We start from the raw sequence: 16,368 nt of genomic DNA, 5'->3' as shown, positions 1-16,368 counted from the left end.
GTATGCGGAAGGAAGTTCAAAATTAAAAGCAGAATGTGGTTTCTTGAATTTATTTTTGAGAAAACCCTTAAAAATAAGGAGAAAATATAAAGAACCGACATAGTTAAACATAAAAAACACTCTAACTCTTAGACAAAGAAAATGAATGAAAGCACTTTAATTCAAAATGTAACCCTTGTGAATGAGGGAAAAATACTGGTTGCAGATGTACTCATTGCAGAGGGGCTTATACAGCAAATTGGAAGAATTGAAGTTGAACCAAACCACAACCTAATAGACGGCACTGGCAAACACCTCTTCCCAGGAATTATAGACGGTCAAGTTCATTTTCGAGATCCAGGTCTAACCCATAAGGGCGACTTATACACCGAAAGTAAAGCAGCCATAGCGGGTGGTGTGACTTCTTTCATTGATATGCCTAATACAGTCCCAAATATCTTGACTGTTGAAAGCTTAAAAGAAAAATTTGACATTGCTTCCAAAAAATCTTTAGCTAACTACTCCTTTTTCCTTGGTGTAAATGGAGATAATATCGATGAGGTTATAAAAATGGATACGAGCCAATTTATTGGTGTTTCTGATGACGGCTTGTATTTTACCAAAAAAGGAAATCTACTGGCCGATAATCCAGAAATAATGGAAAAACTATTTGCCAACTGCAAATCCATTATCGCCATCCATTCCGAAAAGGAAGAAATTGTAGAAAAAAACGAACAGGCCTTTAAGGAGAAATATGGTGATGATATACCTGCAAAATTTCATCCTGTCATTAGGAGCACTGAAGGCTGCTATGACGCTACCAAACGCGCCATAGATTTAGCAAAAAAACACAAGGCCAGATTGCATATTTTGCATTTAACTACGGAAGCAGAAACTCACTTGTTTCGTAACGATATCCCACTAATAGAGAAAAAAATAACAACCGAAGTTTCTGTACATCACCTCTGGTTTTCAGACGAAGATTATGAGCGATTAGGAATGCTTATTAAATGGAATCCAGCCATAAAAACAAAAAAAGACAAAGAAGGCTTATTAAAGGCCCTACTTGATGATAAAATAGATCTTATAACCACAGACCACGCTCCACATACGTTGGAGGAAAAACAACAAACCTATTTTCAATCTATGTCGGGTGCGCCTATGGTTCAGCATACGCTCAATTGTATGTTGGAGTTTTATAAACAAGGCCTCATTTCATTAGAGAAAATTGTCGAAAAAATGTGCCATAATCCGGCAATTTTATATCGCATGACCAACAGGGGATTTATAAGAAAAGGCTATCACGCAGATTTAACTTTGGTGGATTTGAATAGTGAATGGACCGTTGCTAAAGAAAACCTGCTTTACAAATGTGGTTGGTCACCATTGGAAGGAACTACATTTCAAGCAAAAATTGAACAAACTTTTGTAAATGGAAATTTGATTTATAACCATGGCACTTTTAAGGAAGATATATTTGGGATGCCCATAGATTTCAATACTAAAGAGAAACAAAAATGACCCAAATTTCAAGTGATATTTCAAAAGCAATTGAACTCTTAAATAAAGAAGATGTCGTAGCAATACCTACCGAAACTGTTTATGGATTGGCAGGGAATATCTATAGTGAAAAAGCAATTCGAAAAATATTTGAGGTCAAACAAAGACCTTTGTTTAATCCGTTAATCGTTCATATACCTTCTATCGACCACCTAGAAAAAATAGTACGTGAATTTCCGGTAAAGGCTCAAAAGCTTGCTGAAGCCTTTTGGCCTGGTTCTTTAACGCTCATTTTGCCTAAAAGATTAAACATACCTGAGATCGTAACTGGAGGTAAAGATACCGTTGGGGTTAGAATTCCAAATCACCCCGTTACTTTAAGTTTGTTAAAACAATTATCTTTTCCACTTGCAGCTCCAAGTGCAAATCCCTTCAACAGAATTAGTCCCACAAGTTCTGATCACGTTAAAGCGTATTTTGAAAACACCCTATCTATGGTGCTTGAAGGTGGTGAATGCAAAAACGGAATAGAATCTACCATTATTGGCTTCGAAAATAACGAAGCTATACTCTATAGACTTGGAGGTATTTCTGTTGAAGACATTGAAAAAATCATCGGAAAAATTCAGATAAGAAACATAAGTGAAACAACACCTAATGCCCCAGGAATGTTAGCAAAACATTACGCTCCCAAAACAAAGATGTATCTTTTGGACGATGTTGATGAATTTATTGAAAATAACGAAAGCAAAAGAATTGGTGTCCTAAGATTCAAAGGAAAGTTGAAAACCACGCGTTTTGAACATATAGAAATTTTATCAAAATCTGGAGATTTAAAGGAAGCTGCTTCCAAGCTATACAGTACGTTGCATAAACTAGATAGCTTAAATTTAGATCTAATTGTAGCTGAAAGATTTCCAGATGTTGGTTTAGGTAAATCTATTAATGATAGATTAGAAAGAGCCACAAAATAATTATTCCTTACTTCATGGGTACTGCTTTATTTGAAAATAGAAGTTTAATCATAGCCACAAAACACGAAAAGGAAAGAGTGATTGCGCCTCTTTTAGAGAAGGCTTTAGGAGTATCATGTTTTGTAAAGGATGGCTTCGATACAGACCAGTGGGGAACTTTTTCTGGTGAGATAGAACGAAAGCAAGACCCCATAGCTACTGCAAGACAAAAATGCTTGAAGGCCATGGAACTAAGCAATTGCGAGTTAGGTGTGGCTAGTGAAGGTTCCTTTGGTGCTCATCCTTCTCTATTTTTTACAAGTGCAGATGATGAGTTTTTGATTTTTATTGATAAAAAAAACAATTTGGAAATTATAGCCAGAGAATTGAGTATGGAAACCAATTTTAATGGTCAGGAAATTAAAACAGAGACAGATCTATTGAACTTTGCAGAGTTGGTGAAATTTCCATCACACGGACTCATACTTCGCAAGTCAAAAACGGCCAATACGAATATCATAAAAGGGATATCAGATGTAAGTCAATTAAAAAAAGCCTTTAAAGAACTGATGAACACGTCAGATTCGGTTTATGCAGAAACGGATATGAGAGCGATGTTCAACCCAAGCCGAATGGCTGTCATTGAAAATGCAACCAAAAATTTGGTTGCTAAAGTCAATTCCTGTTGCCCTCGATGTACTACCCCTGGTTTTGGAATATCGGAACTTAAGAAAGGATTAAAATGCAGCTGGTGTGGATTGCCTACCAACTCGACCTTGAGTTTTATATATAGCTGCCAGAAATGCAATTTTACTAAAGAAGACATGTATCCACATAAAAAAAGAACAGAAGACCCTATGTATTGCGATTACTGCAATCCATGAGAGGATGATTGCCATAGCTAGGGTGTGAAGAAGGCAATTTTTAATACCAAAAATGGATTGTCAGTCGGAGGAAAATATAATTTAAACGAAATGGGATGGAGTATTAAGTATTGAAAACTTAAGCCTTAACATTCCAAATCGAAAGTTGGTCTCCTGCTTTTCTACAATGTTTATCGTCTCGATTCTTTCGCTTATGGTAAGCGGATTTTTTTACCTTTTGAGAAATTCAACGAGCAAAGCAGATGTTTACTTGGAAGCAAATGTAAATTTTCAAAATCAAACGATATGTTCATTGACCTGAACAGCAGCAAGAGTTTTGCTGAATGTGATAAGCTCCAATACACCTATCTAGATTATGGGAGCTATCGGATTTATTATGCTTGTTCGAGGAGTATTTTTGATTCCGTAATTGAGTCAATAATGAACATAAAATCAATTTGGCTAGTTGCTTTTTATAACTTGAACATGGTATTTTAGACTTTTGAGAAAAAAGCTTAAATTTATAGGTAACTTCTTAAATATCCCAATCATGATAAGAGTAAGGTTAGAAATAGATGAAGTCCAAATTTACAGACCCAAAAAAAGATGGAGACTTTACTTTATAATTGTTGCTGAACATCCCTCAGATAATGACAAAATGATTTTAACCACTTTACCTCAAGAGCCGTTCAAATTGAGTAAGAGACATGATAATTCTTTCCAATTCGATACCGACGAAACAGGTTCGGAAGGTCTATTTGTCTTGAGCAGAGAGCTTCCCGAAGATAAAGAACTAAATGTTCACATCCACTTACGTCACACCAGAAGATCGTCAAGAAACATGGGAGAAATTTTACAGAATATTGAAACTGGCATAGGTGGAGATGCCTTTGGTATAGTTACTGATATTTTGGGTACCACAAAAGTCCCATGGTTAGTCATTGCAAAAAAAGCAGTCCCGTTGGTTGGGAAAATCCTCTCTGAGATTTCAGATCGAGACTTTGGATTTTTAAGTGCTTTTGAACGCTTTGGAGATGAATTTGAAAACATTTATGAAATAGATAGACAGAAAGATTTTAGTGGAGACGCTTCATTAGTCTATAGCTGGTCTGTAGATGTATGAAAACGATGAAAATTTGATTCAAGAACTGGAATGTTAGCATTTTCAAAAATCGCACTTATTTTTAGTAATCCATTTGGAGGGGTCACCATATTTCATAGATAGGCTGTCCTTTGGAACTATTCCCTTGGAGGTGCGGTTGAAATAAACAGACCTAAAAATATGACACCTAAAGAAAAAATGATCCCTTAAAATAGATGGAGTGAATTTGATTTTAAAATTTGAAACTTTATGAGAGATTCTATATAAAATGACAATTTTTTTATTCAGTATCAGCCAATCTTAAAACCTTTCTATGTTAAACCTTACCCTAAATTATGAATTATAGGTCATAAAACCCCTACCTTAAGAAGAATAGTTAAAAGAAAAAAAATGAAAAAGCGAACAATTTTAATTACAGGTGCTGGTTCTGGTCTAGGAAAAGGAACGGCTATTGGGCTTGCAAAGGTTGGCCATAAGATTATCGCAGCAGTTCATACTTGGGAGCAAATGTCCAGATTTAAAGAAGAATTAAAGGATACTAATCATGAAAAAAACATCGAGTTGTTCAAACTAGATATTTTAGATCCTATAGATTGTGAAAAAGCATGGACTTACGACATTGATATTTTAGTCAATAATGCTGGTATTGGTCAAACAGGACCCTTGGCTGAAATACCCGTTGACCTTTTAAGAGAGGTGATGGAAACCAATACATTTTCAACACTTGAATTCTCACAACCGTTCATTAAAAAAATGGTGGAAAAAGGCCAAGGTAAAGTGGTATTTTTATCATCGATAGCAGGACTTACAACAAGTCCATTTTTAGGGCCTTATAATGCGTCCAAACATGCTCTAGAAGCAATTGCCCAATGTTTGAGAGATGAACTAAAACCCTTGGGCGTTACTGTAGCTACAATTAATCCGGGACCATTTGAAACCGGCTTCAATGATAGAATGTATGATAGTTACAAACAGTGGTTTGATGAAGATTTTCATTTTACGGATAAAAAAGATCTTGAAAAAGCGGCAAAAGGAATGGCAGATAATCAATTTGACCCCCAAACAATGATTGATAAAATGGTGGAAGTGATTCCTCAAGAAGAACACAATTACCGAACTGTTTGTCCCGAAAAAATGGAAAGCATGTGTCAAGAGTATCAAAATCGACAGTATAAAATTCAAACTAATACAATCGATAAATCTAAAAAGTAAAATTAGAATACAATGTGATTTAGAAACTGTATCCAATTTAAACTCACCAATTATTAATCATTTTAGTAACATTTGACGCAGTGTTTTATACTTCCACTAATTCAGAATTAGTTTAGTTCCTAATAAGGTCGGAGTGATATTTCAAATTTCAATTGATAATTTCCCAAAAAACCATTGACCAATTGATGCTTCACAGTAATGTTTCCAAAAAACTTAAGTATTTTATCTAAATTAGTTAATGCTAAAAAGCGATACACATTTGTAATCTATTTCAATCCACTTATAATTTTCAAAGCCTTGGGCAAGAAAAGCTCTAAAAACTCATTTATTGAAAAAATTTAAGTTGGGTTGATGAATAACAAACCAAAATATATGATGGAGAATAAATTCAAAAACAAGAGACTGAAGGATCTTCATTCCCTTAAGCTTTTAGATACTACCCCCGAAAAAGAGTATGATACTATAACTAGCCTTGCCGCTTTTATCTGTGATACTCCCATATCTTTGGTTTCTCTTGTTACGGATACAAGACAGTTTTTCAAATCACATCATGGAATAGATATAACTGAAACTAATGTTGAAAACTCGTTTTGCGATTATACCATAAAAGTTCCTCAGAAATTTTTTATTGTGGAAGATGCCAGGAAGGATAATCGCTTTAAGGATACTTCTTTGGTTATAGGCAATTCGAGTTTTATTTTTTATGCAGGAATACCTTTAATCACTAAAGAAGGCAATGCCCTAGGCACCTTGTGTGTTATAGATCATAAACCACGCAAGCTGGATGAAAAGCAATTAGAAGCCTTAACGTCTTTGGCCAATCAGGTTGTACAGCTTTTTGAGCTCCGTAAAAACCGCCTGGAGATTAAAGAAATGGCAAATAATTTTGCTGATGAATCTCAACGTCTTCATACTATTATTAGCGCTACCCGTGTGGGCACCTGGGAATGGCATATTCCTAGCGATAAGATCAATTTAAATGAGCGCTGGGCAGAAATGTTGGGCTACACCCTTGAAGAATTGAAACCCTTAAGTTCTGAAAGTATACAAAGGCTCATATTTCCAAAAGATTTTGAAACTCTTACTGAGAAAATTATGGCTTGTTTGGAGAAAAAATCAGATTTTTACGTAGGTGAGCATCGTTTTTTACATAAAAAGGGGCACGTCGTTTGGATTCATGACCGTGGACAGGTCGTAAGCTGGACAAAAGACGGTAAACCTTTGCTTATGGCGGGAACCCATACCGACATAACAGAACTTAAAAATACAGAAACCCAATTTTCAACAATTACAAATAATATACCTGGTGCAGTTTTTCGTTATCAGCGCTACCCTGAAGGTAAAGATGAATTGCGATTGGTAAGCAATGGAGCCAAAAGTCTCTGGGGCTTCTCTGCTGAAGAAGTTATGCAAAATAATAACCTTATTTGGGAAAGGTATGATGATAAAGATTTAAAAGCTCACCTCCAAACTATCAAAAATTCTGCAGTGGACTTAAGCTTTTGGAAACACGAATGGCGATATCATCACCCTGATGGGACTATTCGCTGGCACAAGGGCTTTGGGAACCCTGTCCGCCTGAAGAATGATACTACCATCTGGGACTCTGTCATCTTTGACATTACCACTCAAAAAGAAAATGAACTGAAGATTGAAAAAAGTGAAAAAAGATTCAAAGGCTTGGTTCAAAATGGCTCTGATTTAATTACCATCTTCGATTTTAAAGGAAACTACAACTATGTGAGTCCTACTTCAAGAAAAATATTAGGTATTCCTTCAGAAGAATTTGTTGAAAAAAATGCTTTAGAATTCATCCATCCCGATGACAAAGAAACGTTTTATGCCAGTCTACTAAGTTTGAAAAATGAAAAACAAGTCGCTATTAAACCCTTTAGATTTAAACATGGAGATGGTTCATGGCGATGGATGGAGACCTTTGTTACCAATCTCATGGAAGACTCAAGTGTAGGTGGACTTGTGGCAAATTCAAAAGATATAACCGAGCGAAAACTTACAGAAGACAAACTTAAAAAAAGTGAGGCCTATTACAGAGGTTTATACGAATCTCAAACCAATTATGTACTTAGAACTGATATGGATGGCAACTATACCTATGTCAACAAAAAGTTTGTCGAGGAATTCGGTTGGCTTTACGCCGATGAAAAAATATTGGGTAACAATTGTATGGGATCCATTATGGATTACCATCATCAAAAAACACAAGAAACAGTTGGCCAATGTGTAGCAGAGCCAGGAAAAGTGTTCAAAATTGAAATTGACAAACCCAGTAGCGATGGAAGAATCCTGACAACCCTTTGGGATTTTGTGTGTGTTGAAGATTCTGATGGAAAACCTTCCGAAATACAATGTATGGGTCTGGATATTACAGATCGTATAAAATCTGAAAAGGCTCTCAAAGAATCTGAACATCGCTATTCTGACCTATTTCAATTAAGCCCACAACCTAAGTTTGTTTATGATATGGCTACTTTGAAATTTCTGGATGTAAATCAATCTGCAATTGAACATTATGGATATTCGTATGATGAATTTATGAATATGAGTATTAGTGAAATAAGACCAGAATCTGAAATACCAAAATTCGAAGCAACACTCAAACGTGCTCAAGAAAAAGGAAAGCAAACTTTTCTTGGTGAGCATATTCATAGAAAGAAAAATGGTAAGGAGATTGTAGTGGAGATCCGAATAAATAATTTGACTTATAAGGGAAAAGAGGCCAAAGTGGTTTTAGTCACCGATATCACTGAACGTCACAATCATATGAAGGCTATTGAAGCGCAAAATGAGAGGTTTAGAAAAATTGCTTGGACCCAATCTCATGAAGTTCGCGCTCCTCTTGCCCGTATAATGGGAATGGTGGAATTGCTAAAAGTAGACTATACATCGACTAAGGAAAAAGAACTGCTTTTAAAACATATTCTTTTTTCGGCTACTGAATTGGATGACATTGTTAGAGATATCGTCGATGCTACCCAACAAGAGGAAATTTAAAAACATTTATGAAATAGATAGACAGAAAGATTTTAGTGGAGACGCTTCATTAATCTATAGTTGGTCTGTAGATGTTTGAGATTGATGAAAATTTGATTCAAGAACAGGAATAATGCCATTTCCAAAAATCACACTTATTTTTGATAAGCCTCTTGGTAAGGTGACCATATTTCATAGATAGACTGTCCTTTGGAACTATTTCCACGATGGTGCCATTCTCCATTTATAACCTCATAGTCAAATTCTAAATCTGCCCCTACTCGATTTTTATCCTTAGAGAAAAACCTAATACGTTCGGTATAAATACCATTTTGGGCAGTGTATGTCCCACCACCACTAGCTCCAAAAGTTTTGGTAGCAGAATTGAACGCTATCCATTGAAAACGGCCACCTCCCAAAATTTTAATAGTACGCCTATCACCAGGTATCATTGTCCTCATCTCTCCGTCACGTTGTCGACCCGTAATGACCCAATTGCCATCTAGATCGTCATTATTTACAGAGACCCGTTCCCAAACCTTTTGTGAGCTTGCACTTGAAAGTTGAATACGACTTTCGTTTACCCAAGTCATTAAGTACTGATGTTCTATCCCAATCTTAGAATCGTCATAAGTATCAAAATCTCTAATTTCAATAAGTTTTTCGTTTTCAATGCGATATTCTCCTCCAGCGGCTCCTAGAAATGAATTGTCCACTACATCCCTAGACCCTAAAGCAAAATAACCGTCCTTAACAATTTTTATAACTTCTCGATTGGTTATTGCCTCCCCGTCTAGATAAGTCAGCTTCCAAGCTCCTTCCATTGTTTGAGCCGTTGAAATAAACAGACTTAAAAAAATGACACATAAAGAGAGTATACGTTTCATCGGTTCTGTAATTAGGTTTGACCTCTAAATTTAGTCAAAAATAAGGACTTCAATGGTTTGGATAACCCATACAATTATAGACTAAACATCAACTCTAAAGCCGCTATTAAAGTACTACTATCATACCTTATGGACTTACAAAATTAAGCCCTACATTAAAGAAAAAAGGATTTTCTAAACTATTTACCATTCCGAAATCCTGATCGCCGAAAAATCCTCTGAAAAAATCTCCCTCACCATCTAATTCATCCGCATCATAAGACCAATCGTATCTGAATCCAGCTTGGACACTTGCCCAGATGTATCCTGAAATTTTAGTTTGAAATTCCAATTTAGGTCTAACTTCCCCTCTTCGTATTTCATAAGAATTCCCATTCACAGAATACTCATCTATACGGTAACTTTGACCCTCTAGATCGAATCCTGCAAGAAGGAGTGAGTTTTGGTTGATGTTATAACGCAGATAAGCTCGGGCTGGAAATAAGATTTCGGTTCCCCATTTTTTATTTTCAGAAGTCCAATCAAACATGATGACAGGCACATAATTAAGATTTCCGACTCTATATGTTCTAGATACACCTACTCCCCATCGGAAATAATCGTTCACCCGTCTTCCATAGACGGCGGCTGCACTATATCTTATAGTGCTCAAAGATTGAAATTCATCCAAGCCGTAATTACCGCTCAAATCCATCTGAGTTTGAAACACTATAAATTCTGTCTCATTCAAAGGAAAAAATAAAGTATTGGTCCAGTTGATATTTCGAAGACCGTCCTCGTTTAAAATACGACCTAAACTTCTTGCTTCAGTTCCATCTGGAAGACGTATTGGAGACCGAGGAGAGTTCAAATTTTCTCTGATGTTATAACGTGTATCCGTAAAATTAATTCCCGATTGCCAAACAAAACTACTTTTGGAAATGATAGGGATGTTGGTATTCAATCTGAAACCGCCAGTGAATCTAGCTCGCCCAGTTTCGTTAATAGCTGGATTTTCCTCATCGACATCAAAACCGTTGTCAAGAGATTGAGGAAAGGTGACCTTTGAAAACTCATAGTCGTAAGGCATTTGAGCATCAAAACTCACCCCTATAAATTTTTGGGGGCTCATTCCAGAAATTTTAGGACTAGCATAACGTTTTACAGGAGTGTCATCTTCCAATTCAAAATCATCATACTTACTATAATCTTCTTCATCATCTTGAGCCTGAATTGTATGTATGCCAAACCCAAAAAGTACAAGCAGTGCAAAAATTTTGTAATTGTGATTCATATGTTTATGGTTAACAAGTAAATACGTCGCAAAGGTCATGACCTCAACAACTTAATACTTAAATGTATTGTTATTTTTTTCTGGTAAGTCTTCTCCAAGTGTCTGTTCTACCAAAGGTTTTTACGCCCACATAACCTCTTATATCCAAGGTGTTTTCATCTATCATAGTAATTATACAGCTATAGCTTGTTCCATTTTCTGGATCATAAATAGTACCTTCTTCCCATATTCCCTCACCTTGATACTCAAAATCTTTTAAAATACGGTAACCACGCAAAGGTGCACTTTGCATACTTTCATCTGGATTATTTTTATCTACTTTAGGTTCTCCAGTAGCTGGATCGATAGGCTCTTTTAGCCAAACGATTTTTCCGTAAAATTTATCATCAATCTTATCGATCTTTACCTTTGCCTTACCGTGTCCTGGCTCCCATACACCAACAATATCGACTGCTTCTTGGGCAAAACTAAAGTATCCTAGTAAACAAAATGTGATCAAAAAAAGCTTAGTCTTCATAGTTTTCAGTATTAAATTAATTTCTGGTTTCAATTTCTAAAGTCACTTGCAAATCGAAGATAACATCTTCGTAATATTCATCTTCTAGCATGTCAAAATCTCCAACAAAAGTGATACGCTCGTCTGAAATTGCTGTTTGCAAATCTTCTTGCTCATCTGCCACTTGAAAAGTGTATTTTTTATTGGGTTGGATATTATCGTCTAAAAGTCCAATCTTAGTCATATCGGTATACTTAGATTTCATTTCAATTACCATTTTTCCAATCTTTGGAAAATCCATTCCCTCACGAGTCTGAATTTGGATTGATTTTACTTTCGCCTTTTCAATTTTGATATTTTCTTCAAGGTTTGGAAATAGATCTTCCAAAGTGAATTCCCAAGTCGCCGTTGCAGTGTTTGACCCTTCAAAAAGAGGACCCACAGCTTTTAGATCGAGAACGGGTGTTGTGATTTCATGCTTTTCAGTATTTACAGAACATGAAAACATAAAACAAATTAGAAGTAAAGAACTTCCTGCCATTTTTAAATTATGATACATCGATGGTTTTTTTTAAATAAATCTTGATAAAAATATACCAATTTTCCATATTTAGGAGTATTAAGGAGTATTAAGGATAATATTTATTTAAAAAAATTTAATTGATATGATAAATAATTTTAATCTATTATTCATCATTAAATGAATTACGGAAAGTTGTCACCCTTAAAATAAGTTCAGAAGTAAAAATTGGTGACTAAATTGATTTGATGAAAGTTACTCCTATTAAAAAATAAGTCTTGTTGTTCATTAGTCTTATTAGTTCGGTAAACCCAAAGCAAATCTAAATGGAGGCCTTTAAAAAATCCTTCTGGCTCGAATGTGATTTGGGTGTTGAATTGTCTGGTACTATCGATATTGTATTTGTTGAGCTGAAAACGTTGGACTTCGGCACCGCTAAGATCTTGATAACTAACACCAAAATGGAGGTTGGGTTTTGAGAGTTGGTAATCAACTCTCAAGGTAAACACATCCACACCGCCAAGACCTTCCAATCTTGACCGAGGGATAGAGGTATAAAAATGATCTCGACCCAACTCTTTTGGAAACAAAAATCGACCAGTATCAAAAGCTTTTGTATAGGCAGCGCTTACTTCCCATTTTGGGGTAAACCAACTCAGCTTAGAACTTAACACATTTGCTCTTTCATCTGGCTGCATATATCGGTTTACCTCATCGAGTTGTTCTCCGTAAGATAAAGCTTGAGAATGTGCATATTGTAGGCCAAGTTTATATGTCTTGTAATCGTAGTCGGCTTCTAGCCACACGATATTACTGATTTTATCGAACAGAAAATTATAAACATGAAAGTTGAAATTATGATTAATGTATCCATAATTGAAAATGGCAACGCCTTGGGTAGGATAAAAGCCTTTGTAAATAGCAGCTTCTCCATTGGGCTGAAAGCCCTGATTGACAAGACCAAAGGCCTCATCAAAATCGAACCAATCGTAAGATGACCTAGGTGAAAATCGATTTAGCCAAGCTAAATCTAACTTATGGGGAGAATCAAAATTGAGGTGTAACCAAGCCCCTTGATGTGCAAACCGATTCATACGGCCGTCACTGGCGTTAATAAGCCTTGTATATTCTGTTTTGATTTTACCATAGGCTAAGTAGCTCTTGCCAAAGTTGTATTGAAGATAAAGCTCATCTAACCTTATGAGATGTTCAAATTCTCCTTTATTAAAAATGTCATAGAGCTCAAGCTCCCACTTGTCTCCCCTTCCTGCAATTGGATCAACTGCGTTGAGATCGTTTCCAATTGTTTTATAAGTGAAACTGGTTTGCATTCCAGCCTCAAATCCTTTAAAATTTTTGGTTTTGATTTTTACTGTACCACCCGTCGCGTTAGTTGAATAATCTTGAAGGCTACCCCGATTATAGGTTGCCATTGTGAAATTACGAAGTTCACCCTCAACAGAAGAACTATCAAAGATATCTTGAAATACAGAAAGGCTATCTAACTCTTTTGAACTTTGAGAGAACCCATTTAAAAAAACAAGCAGCAGAAGAGAAATAAATAAAGTGGTTCTCAAGTTTTATAGGATTTAACATTACTAAATTAACCTTTATTTAAAAGCTTAACCGTAACAATTGTTACTCGAGATTTACTTTATACCTAAGCAAACGACTTTTTAAAATTTGAACATTTTAAAATAATCGATTAATCAATTTTTAACTTTCCTACCTAGAAGCGAATAGAAAAATAAGTAGCTCCTAGTTTACGATGTTCGAAACCCATTCTGTAATCAATCTTAAAACCTCCGGAGACATCGTTTGTTCTATAACTTGATATTCTGAAATATCTCCTGTATCGCTGTCTTGGAAGAGGTGATTTAAACCCTCTAGCTCGTGAGTTTCAATGGCCGTATTACCGCCATCACTCAAAGCTTTCTCAATAGCTGCTAAATTCTCTTTGGCAGACACTTGAAAGTCTTTACTCCCATTAAGGGCAAGTACAGGACAAGATACTTTTTGGAAGTAATTGGCAGGACTAGATTTAAGGATCGCCATCAACTCTTCATTATCGACAATAGAATTTACCATCTCGTTAAGCTCCTTCACGGGTAAAGTGGTTTCATACTTGATTGCTAATTTTTTTTGCAATTCAGTTTTGAGAGCTTCATCTTCTAAACTTGACTTCCTTAGTTCTGAGTATAGGCTAGCCAACATTCCATTGGTCCCTTCTATTTGTTTATCTGTCGCTCCTCTTAGTTTAAGGAGATCTTTGCGCTGCTTGAGCATCATCGCATCACCATTAACGCCGGGAGCGGCCAGTAAAACTAAAAAGTCAATGTCGTTTTCAATAGCAAGTTTTGGGGCAAGTATGCCTCCCAAACTATGACCTAACAAGCCTATTTTAGTCCTGTTTATTTGATTGTTGGATAAAAGATAATTGATGCCCGCTTGTGCATCTCCCATTTGAGTGGCCATGGTCATTTCTGACGTTCGTCCTCCAGACTCTCCTACCCCTCGCTCATCGAATCTTAAAACTGCAATCCCGCTTTGGGTAAGTTCATGAGCCAAAAGCAAAAATGGCTTATGACCAAATATGCTGCTATTCCTATCTTGAGGTCCACTGCCACTCAAAAGCATTACAGCAGGAAATGGGCCATCTCCTTTTGGTAAGCTAAGTGTCCCGGCCAAAACAACATCATCAGTTGTGCTTTTGTAGCTCACCTCCTTAATCACATAATCATACGGAGGCTTTGGTTCCTGTGGTCTATTCGGAAGATTGTTTCCTCTTTTAAGATTGAGTTTGAAAGACATTCCATTTTGAGAAAAATTACCAACGATGGTATCCTTTAGAGCCAATTTTCCCTGATACTGAATGCCTAATTCCTTAATTTGAATGGTTAACAAAGAATCGATATAAGTGGTTGCGTCTGACTTATACCCCTCTACACCTTGTAAAGGAACATCCATAGTTGAAGCAAATCCATTTTCTGTTTTATTAATATGAAAATTGATTCCAAGGGCATTCCCTTGAAACTTCAACTCACCTTGCCAGTCTCCCGTAATGTCTTGAGATAAAGCAACTGAGGATAAAACTATAGTTAATAAGAAAGTATAAAATGTTTTCATAGGAATTTATTTTATTTGAAGATTCGGTTACTATTCTAAATTTGATTTCAACAGAAATTAAGTATAATCTTTTTTTGCTCCATCTTCAGGAATCCATACGGTATCCAAAGTTATATTATTTTTAAGGTTCTTTCGCTGAGTGGGGCAATGATTTAGGGCTTCCAAATGGTTACAAATCACTTGACCTTTGCAATCCTCCACAAATTTTAAAATATCCACCATAGTCATCAAAATTGGTTCGTGCTCATCGAGTTGAGCAGACCCACAGGGGATCACACTCACATCAGGTTCTTTTTTGGATATAATGTCCTTAACGTCTTGAGTGTAAATTGTATCCGAACTTAAATACAGACTGGGTTCATTCGGCAATTCTATAAAAAATCCCATCACGTTCCCCATCAATTCAGCTACTTTCCCATAACCATGAGTAGCAGGAATGCCTTGGATAGTTCCTCCCAGAAAAGAAACGGCTTTGTTATACTCCAATTCTTGGACGACATGCAAACCTTTGGACTTAAGAGCATCCGCATCCAACCGACTGCAAGTTATAGGGATGTGTCTTTCTTTTAAAAAATCGATTCCAGCTTCATCGAGGTGGTCTGCATGTTGGTGAGTAATCAGGGCATGCGTGGTTTTATCTAATACGCCTGAGGCTTGATCTGGTAAAGCGACTAAAGGATTCCTAAGGGGCGGAAAACGTTTGTAAGTAAATGCTTCTATACTCCCCACTTCGCCAAGCATAGGATCTACTAAGATATACTCAGTTTCTGTTTCGATAACAGCAGTGGCGTTTCTAAGGTGATGATAAGTCATTATTCTGATTTTGTTTTTAATGAACTTGATGTTCAAAGATAATTCAACTTTTATTATGAAGATAAATTGATGCTATTGCTTTTATTTGCAGAAAAATCAAAAGATGCAGATAAGCATAAAACCTTTTAGTTCCTCTGAAGTTGAATCTCTCGCAGAGTTAAGCCAAAATACCTTTATAGAATCCCATGGACATAGTGCCACTGCAACTGATATTCAAGACTATATCGATGATCACTTCAACACCCGCGCGCTATTAAAAGCTCTTAATGATCCCAATATCTACTTCTTTAAAATAGTTTTTGACAACCAACTGGCTGGTTATTCCAAATTAATCGTAGACCAACCTCATCCTCTTACAGAGATCTCACCAATAGCTAAATTTGAAAGACTTTATCTTTTAAAAGATTTTTACGGATATGGTCTTGGCAAAGAACTTCTAAAACACAATATAGAAATCGCTAGAACGCATCATCAAAAAGCCTTTTGGCTATTTGTATGGACAGAAAACGAGAATGGACTAAAGTTTTATGAAAAAAATAATTTTAAAATCATTGGCGATCACAACTTCAAAATAAGTGACCAACATTCCAATCCTAATTTTGTGATGTTGAAATTGTTATAAGTTTTTGGAAAAAAAATAAATCAAAAAAACG

The 16,368-nt window shown here is 36.0% G+C and carries 14 protein-coding genes; 7 read left to right on the top strand and 7 right to left on the bottom strand.

Features of this window, described 5'->3' with window-relative positions; all coding sequences use genetic code 11:
* Window positions 1-141 precede the first annotated feature (141 nt).
* From PGOND44_RS13730 to PGOND44_RS15055, 6 genes are all read left to right on the top strand, one after another.
* Entirely contained in the window at window positions 142-1,500 is a 1,359-nt protein-coding gene (locus PGOND44_RS13730) for a dihydroorotase (protein ID WP_003444154.1), read from the top strand.
* Window positions 1,497-2,453, top strand: a complete 957-nt coding sequence (locus PGOND44_RS13725) for an L-threonylcarbamoyladenylate synthase (protein WP_003444152.1) — start codon at window positions 1,497-1,499, stop codon at window positions 2,451-2,453. Before PGOND44_RS13730 ends, PGOND44_RS13725 begins: the two co-directional genes overlap by 4 nt.
* A gap of 14 nt (window positions 2,454-2,467) precedes the next feature.
* A complete protein-coding gene (locus PGOND44_RS13720) occupies window positions 2,468-3,316 on the top strand; it encodes a DC1 domain-containing protein (protein WP_003444134.1) in 849 nt (282 codons plus the stop codon).
* Window positions 3,317-3,845: 529 nt separating this feature from the next.
* Window positions 3,846-4,418, top strand: a complete 573-nt coding sequence (locus PGOND44_RS13715) for a hypothetical protein (RefSeq protein WP_003444133.1) — start codon at window positions 3,846-3,848, stop codon at window positions 4,416-4,418.
* A 369-nt stretch (window positions 4,419-4,787) separates the two neighbouring features.
* Window positions 4,788-5,609, top strand: coding sequence for an SDR family oxidoreductase (locus tag PGOND44_RS13710; RefSeq protein WP_003444132.1), 822 nt, complete (start codon window positions 4,788-4,790; stop codon window positions 5,607-5,609).
* A gap of 351 nt (window positions 5,610-5,960) precedes the next feature.
* Window positions 5,961-8,621 (top strand): PAS domain S-box protein, encoded by a 2,661-nt coding sequence (locus PGOND44_RS15055; protein ID WP_003444131.1) that lies wholly within the window; start codon window positions 5,961-5,963, stop codon window positions 8,619-8,621.
* A 134-nt stretch (window positions 8,622-8,755) separates the two neighbouring features.
* Here PGOND44_RS15055 and PGOND44_RS13700 read toward each other — a convergent pair whose 3' ends face one another.
* The 7 genes from PGOND44_RS13700 to PGOND44_RS13670 all read right to left on the bottom strand — a co-directional run bounded on the left by PGOND44_RS13700 (window position 8,756) and on the right by PGOND44_RS13670 (window position 15,715).
* Entirely contained in the window at window positions 8,756-9,487 is a 732-nt protein-coding gene (locus tag PGOND44_RS13700) for a hypothetical protein (protein WP_040556201.1), read from the bottom strand.
* A gap of 127 nt (window positions 9,488-9,614) precedes the next feature.
* Window positions 9,615-10,760, bottom strand: coding sequence for a DUF6268 family outer membrane beta-barrel protein (locus PGOND44_RS13695; RefSeq protein WP_003444129.1), 1,146 nt, complete (start codon window positions 10,758-10,760; stop codon window positions 9,615-9,617).
* Between the two features lie 70 nt (window positions 10,761-10,830).
* Complete coding sequence (locus tag PGOND44_RS13690; protein ID WP_003444100.1) at window positions 10,831-11,277, bottom strand: DUF2147 domain-containing protein; 447 nt, start codon at window positions 11,275-11,277, stop codon at window positions 10,831-10,833.
* A gap of 16 nt (window positions 11,278-11,293) precedes the next feature.
* On the bottom strand, window positions 11,294-11,815 hold the full coding sequence (locus tag PGOND44_RS13685) for a hypothetical protein (RefSeq protein WP_003444097.1): 522 nt from the start codon (window positions 11,813-11,815) through the stop codon (window positions 11,294-11,296).
* 176 nt (window positions 11,816-11,991) lie between these two features.
* Window positions 11,992-13,353 (bottom strand): hypothetical protein, encoded by a 1,362-nt coding sequence (locus PGOND44_RS13680; RefSeq protein ID WP_040556199.1) that lies wholly within the window; start codon window positions 13,351-13,353, stop codon window positions 11,992-11,994.
* Window positions 13,354-13,534: 181 nt separating this feature from the next.
* A complete protein-coding gene (locus PGOND44_RS13675) occupies window positions 13,535-14,902 on the bottom strand; it encodes an alpha/beta hydrolase family protein (protein WP_003444094.1) in 1,368 nt (455 codons plus the stop codon).
* A 57-nt stretch (window positions 14,903-14,959) separates the two neighbouring features.
* Window positions 14,960-15,715, bottom strand: coding sequence for an MBL fold metallo-hydrolase (locus tag PGOND44_RS13670; protein WP_003444091.1), 756 nt, complete (start codon window positions 15,713-15,715; stop codon window positions 14,960-14,962).
* A gap of 103 nt (window positions 15,716-15,818) precedes the next feature.
* On the opposite strand from PGOND44_RS13670, the gene PGOND44_RS13665 reads away from it, so the two are divergent.
* Window positions 15,819-16,337, top strand: a complete 519-nt coding sequence (locus PGOND44_RS13665) for a GNAT family N-acetyltransferase (RefSeq protein ID WP_003444079.1) — start codon at window positions 15,819-15,821, stop codon at window positions 16,335-16,337.
* Window positions 16,338-16,368 lie beyond the last annotated feature (31 nt).

This window comes from Psychroflexus gondwanensis ACAM 44, assembly GCF_000355905.1.
In the GTDB taxonomy this organism is placed as follows: domain Bacteria; phylum Bacteroidota; class Bacteroidia; order Flavobacteriales; family Flavobacteriaceae; genus Psychroflexus; species Psychroflexus gondwanensis.
This window is presented reverse-complemented; position numbering and strand designations above follow the sequence as displayed.

What these genes read in the sequence shown, in the direction of transcription:
- PGOND44_RS13730 (WP_003444154.1), top strand. Translation starts at nt 142, where the DNA reads ATGAATGAAAGCACTTTAATTCAAAATGTAACCCTTGTGAATGAGGGA.
- PGOND44_RS13725 (WP_003444152.1), top strand. Translation starts at nt 1,497, where the DNA reads ATGACCCAAATTTCAAGTGATATTTCAAAAGCAATTGAACTCTTAAAT.
- PGOND44_RS13720 (WP_003444134.1), top strand. Translation starts at nt 2,468, where the DNA reads ATGGGTACTGCTTTATTTGAAAATAGAAGTTTAATCATAGCCACAAAA.
- PGOND44_RS13715 (WP_003444133.1), top strand. Translation starts at nt 3,846, where the DNA reads ATGATAAGAGTAAGGTTAGAAATAGATGAAGTCCAAATTTACAGACCC.
- PGOND44_RS13710 (WP_003444132.1), top strand. Translation starts at nt 4,788, where the DNA reads ATGAAAAAGCGAACAATTTTAATTACAGGTGCTGGTTCTGGTCTAGGA.
- PGOND44_RS15055 (WP_003444131.1), top strand. Translation starts at nt 5,961, where the DNA reads ATGAATAACAAACCAAAATATATGATGGAGAATAAATTCAAAAACAAG.
- PGOND44_RS13700 (WP_040556201.1), bottom strand. Translation starts at nt 9,487, where the DNA reads ATGAAACGTATACTCTCTTTATGTGTCATTTTTTTAAGTCTGTTTATT.
- PGOND44_RS13695 (WP_003444129.1), bottom strand. Translation starts at nt 10,760, where the DNA reads ATGAATCACAATTACAAAATTTTTGCACTGCTTGTACTTTTTGGGTTT.
- PGOND44_RS13690 (WP_003444100.1), bottom strand. Translation starts at nt 11,277, where the DNA reads ATGAAGACTAAGCTTTTTTTGATCACATTTTGTTTACTAGGATACTTT.
- PGOND44_RS13685 (WP_003444097.1), bottom strand. Translation starts at nt 11,815, where the DNA reads ATGTATCATAATTTAAAAATGGCAGGAAGTTCTTTACTTCTAATTTGT.
- PGOND44_RS13675 (WP_003444094.1), bottom strand. Translation starts at nt 14,902, where the DNA reads ATGAAAACATTTTATACTTTCTTATTAACTATAGTTTTATCCTCAGTT.
- PGOND44_RS13670 (WP_003444091.1), bottom strand. Translation starts at nt 15,715, where the DNA reads ATGACTTATCATCACCTTAGAAACGCCACTGCTGTTATCGAAACAGAA.
- PGOND44_RS13665 (WP_003444079.1), top strand. Translation starts at nt 15,819, where the DNA reads ATGCAGATAAGCATAAAACCTTTTAGTTCCTCTGAAGTTGAATCTCTC.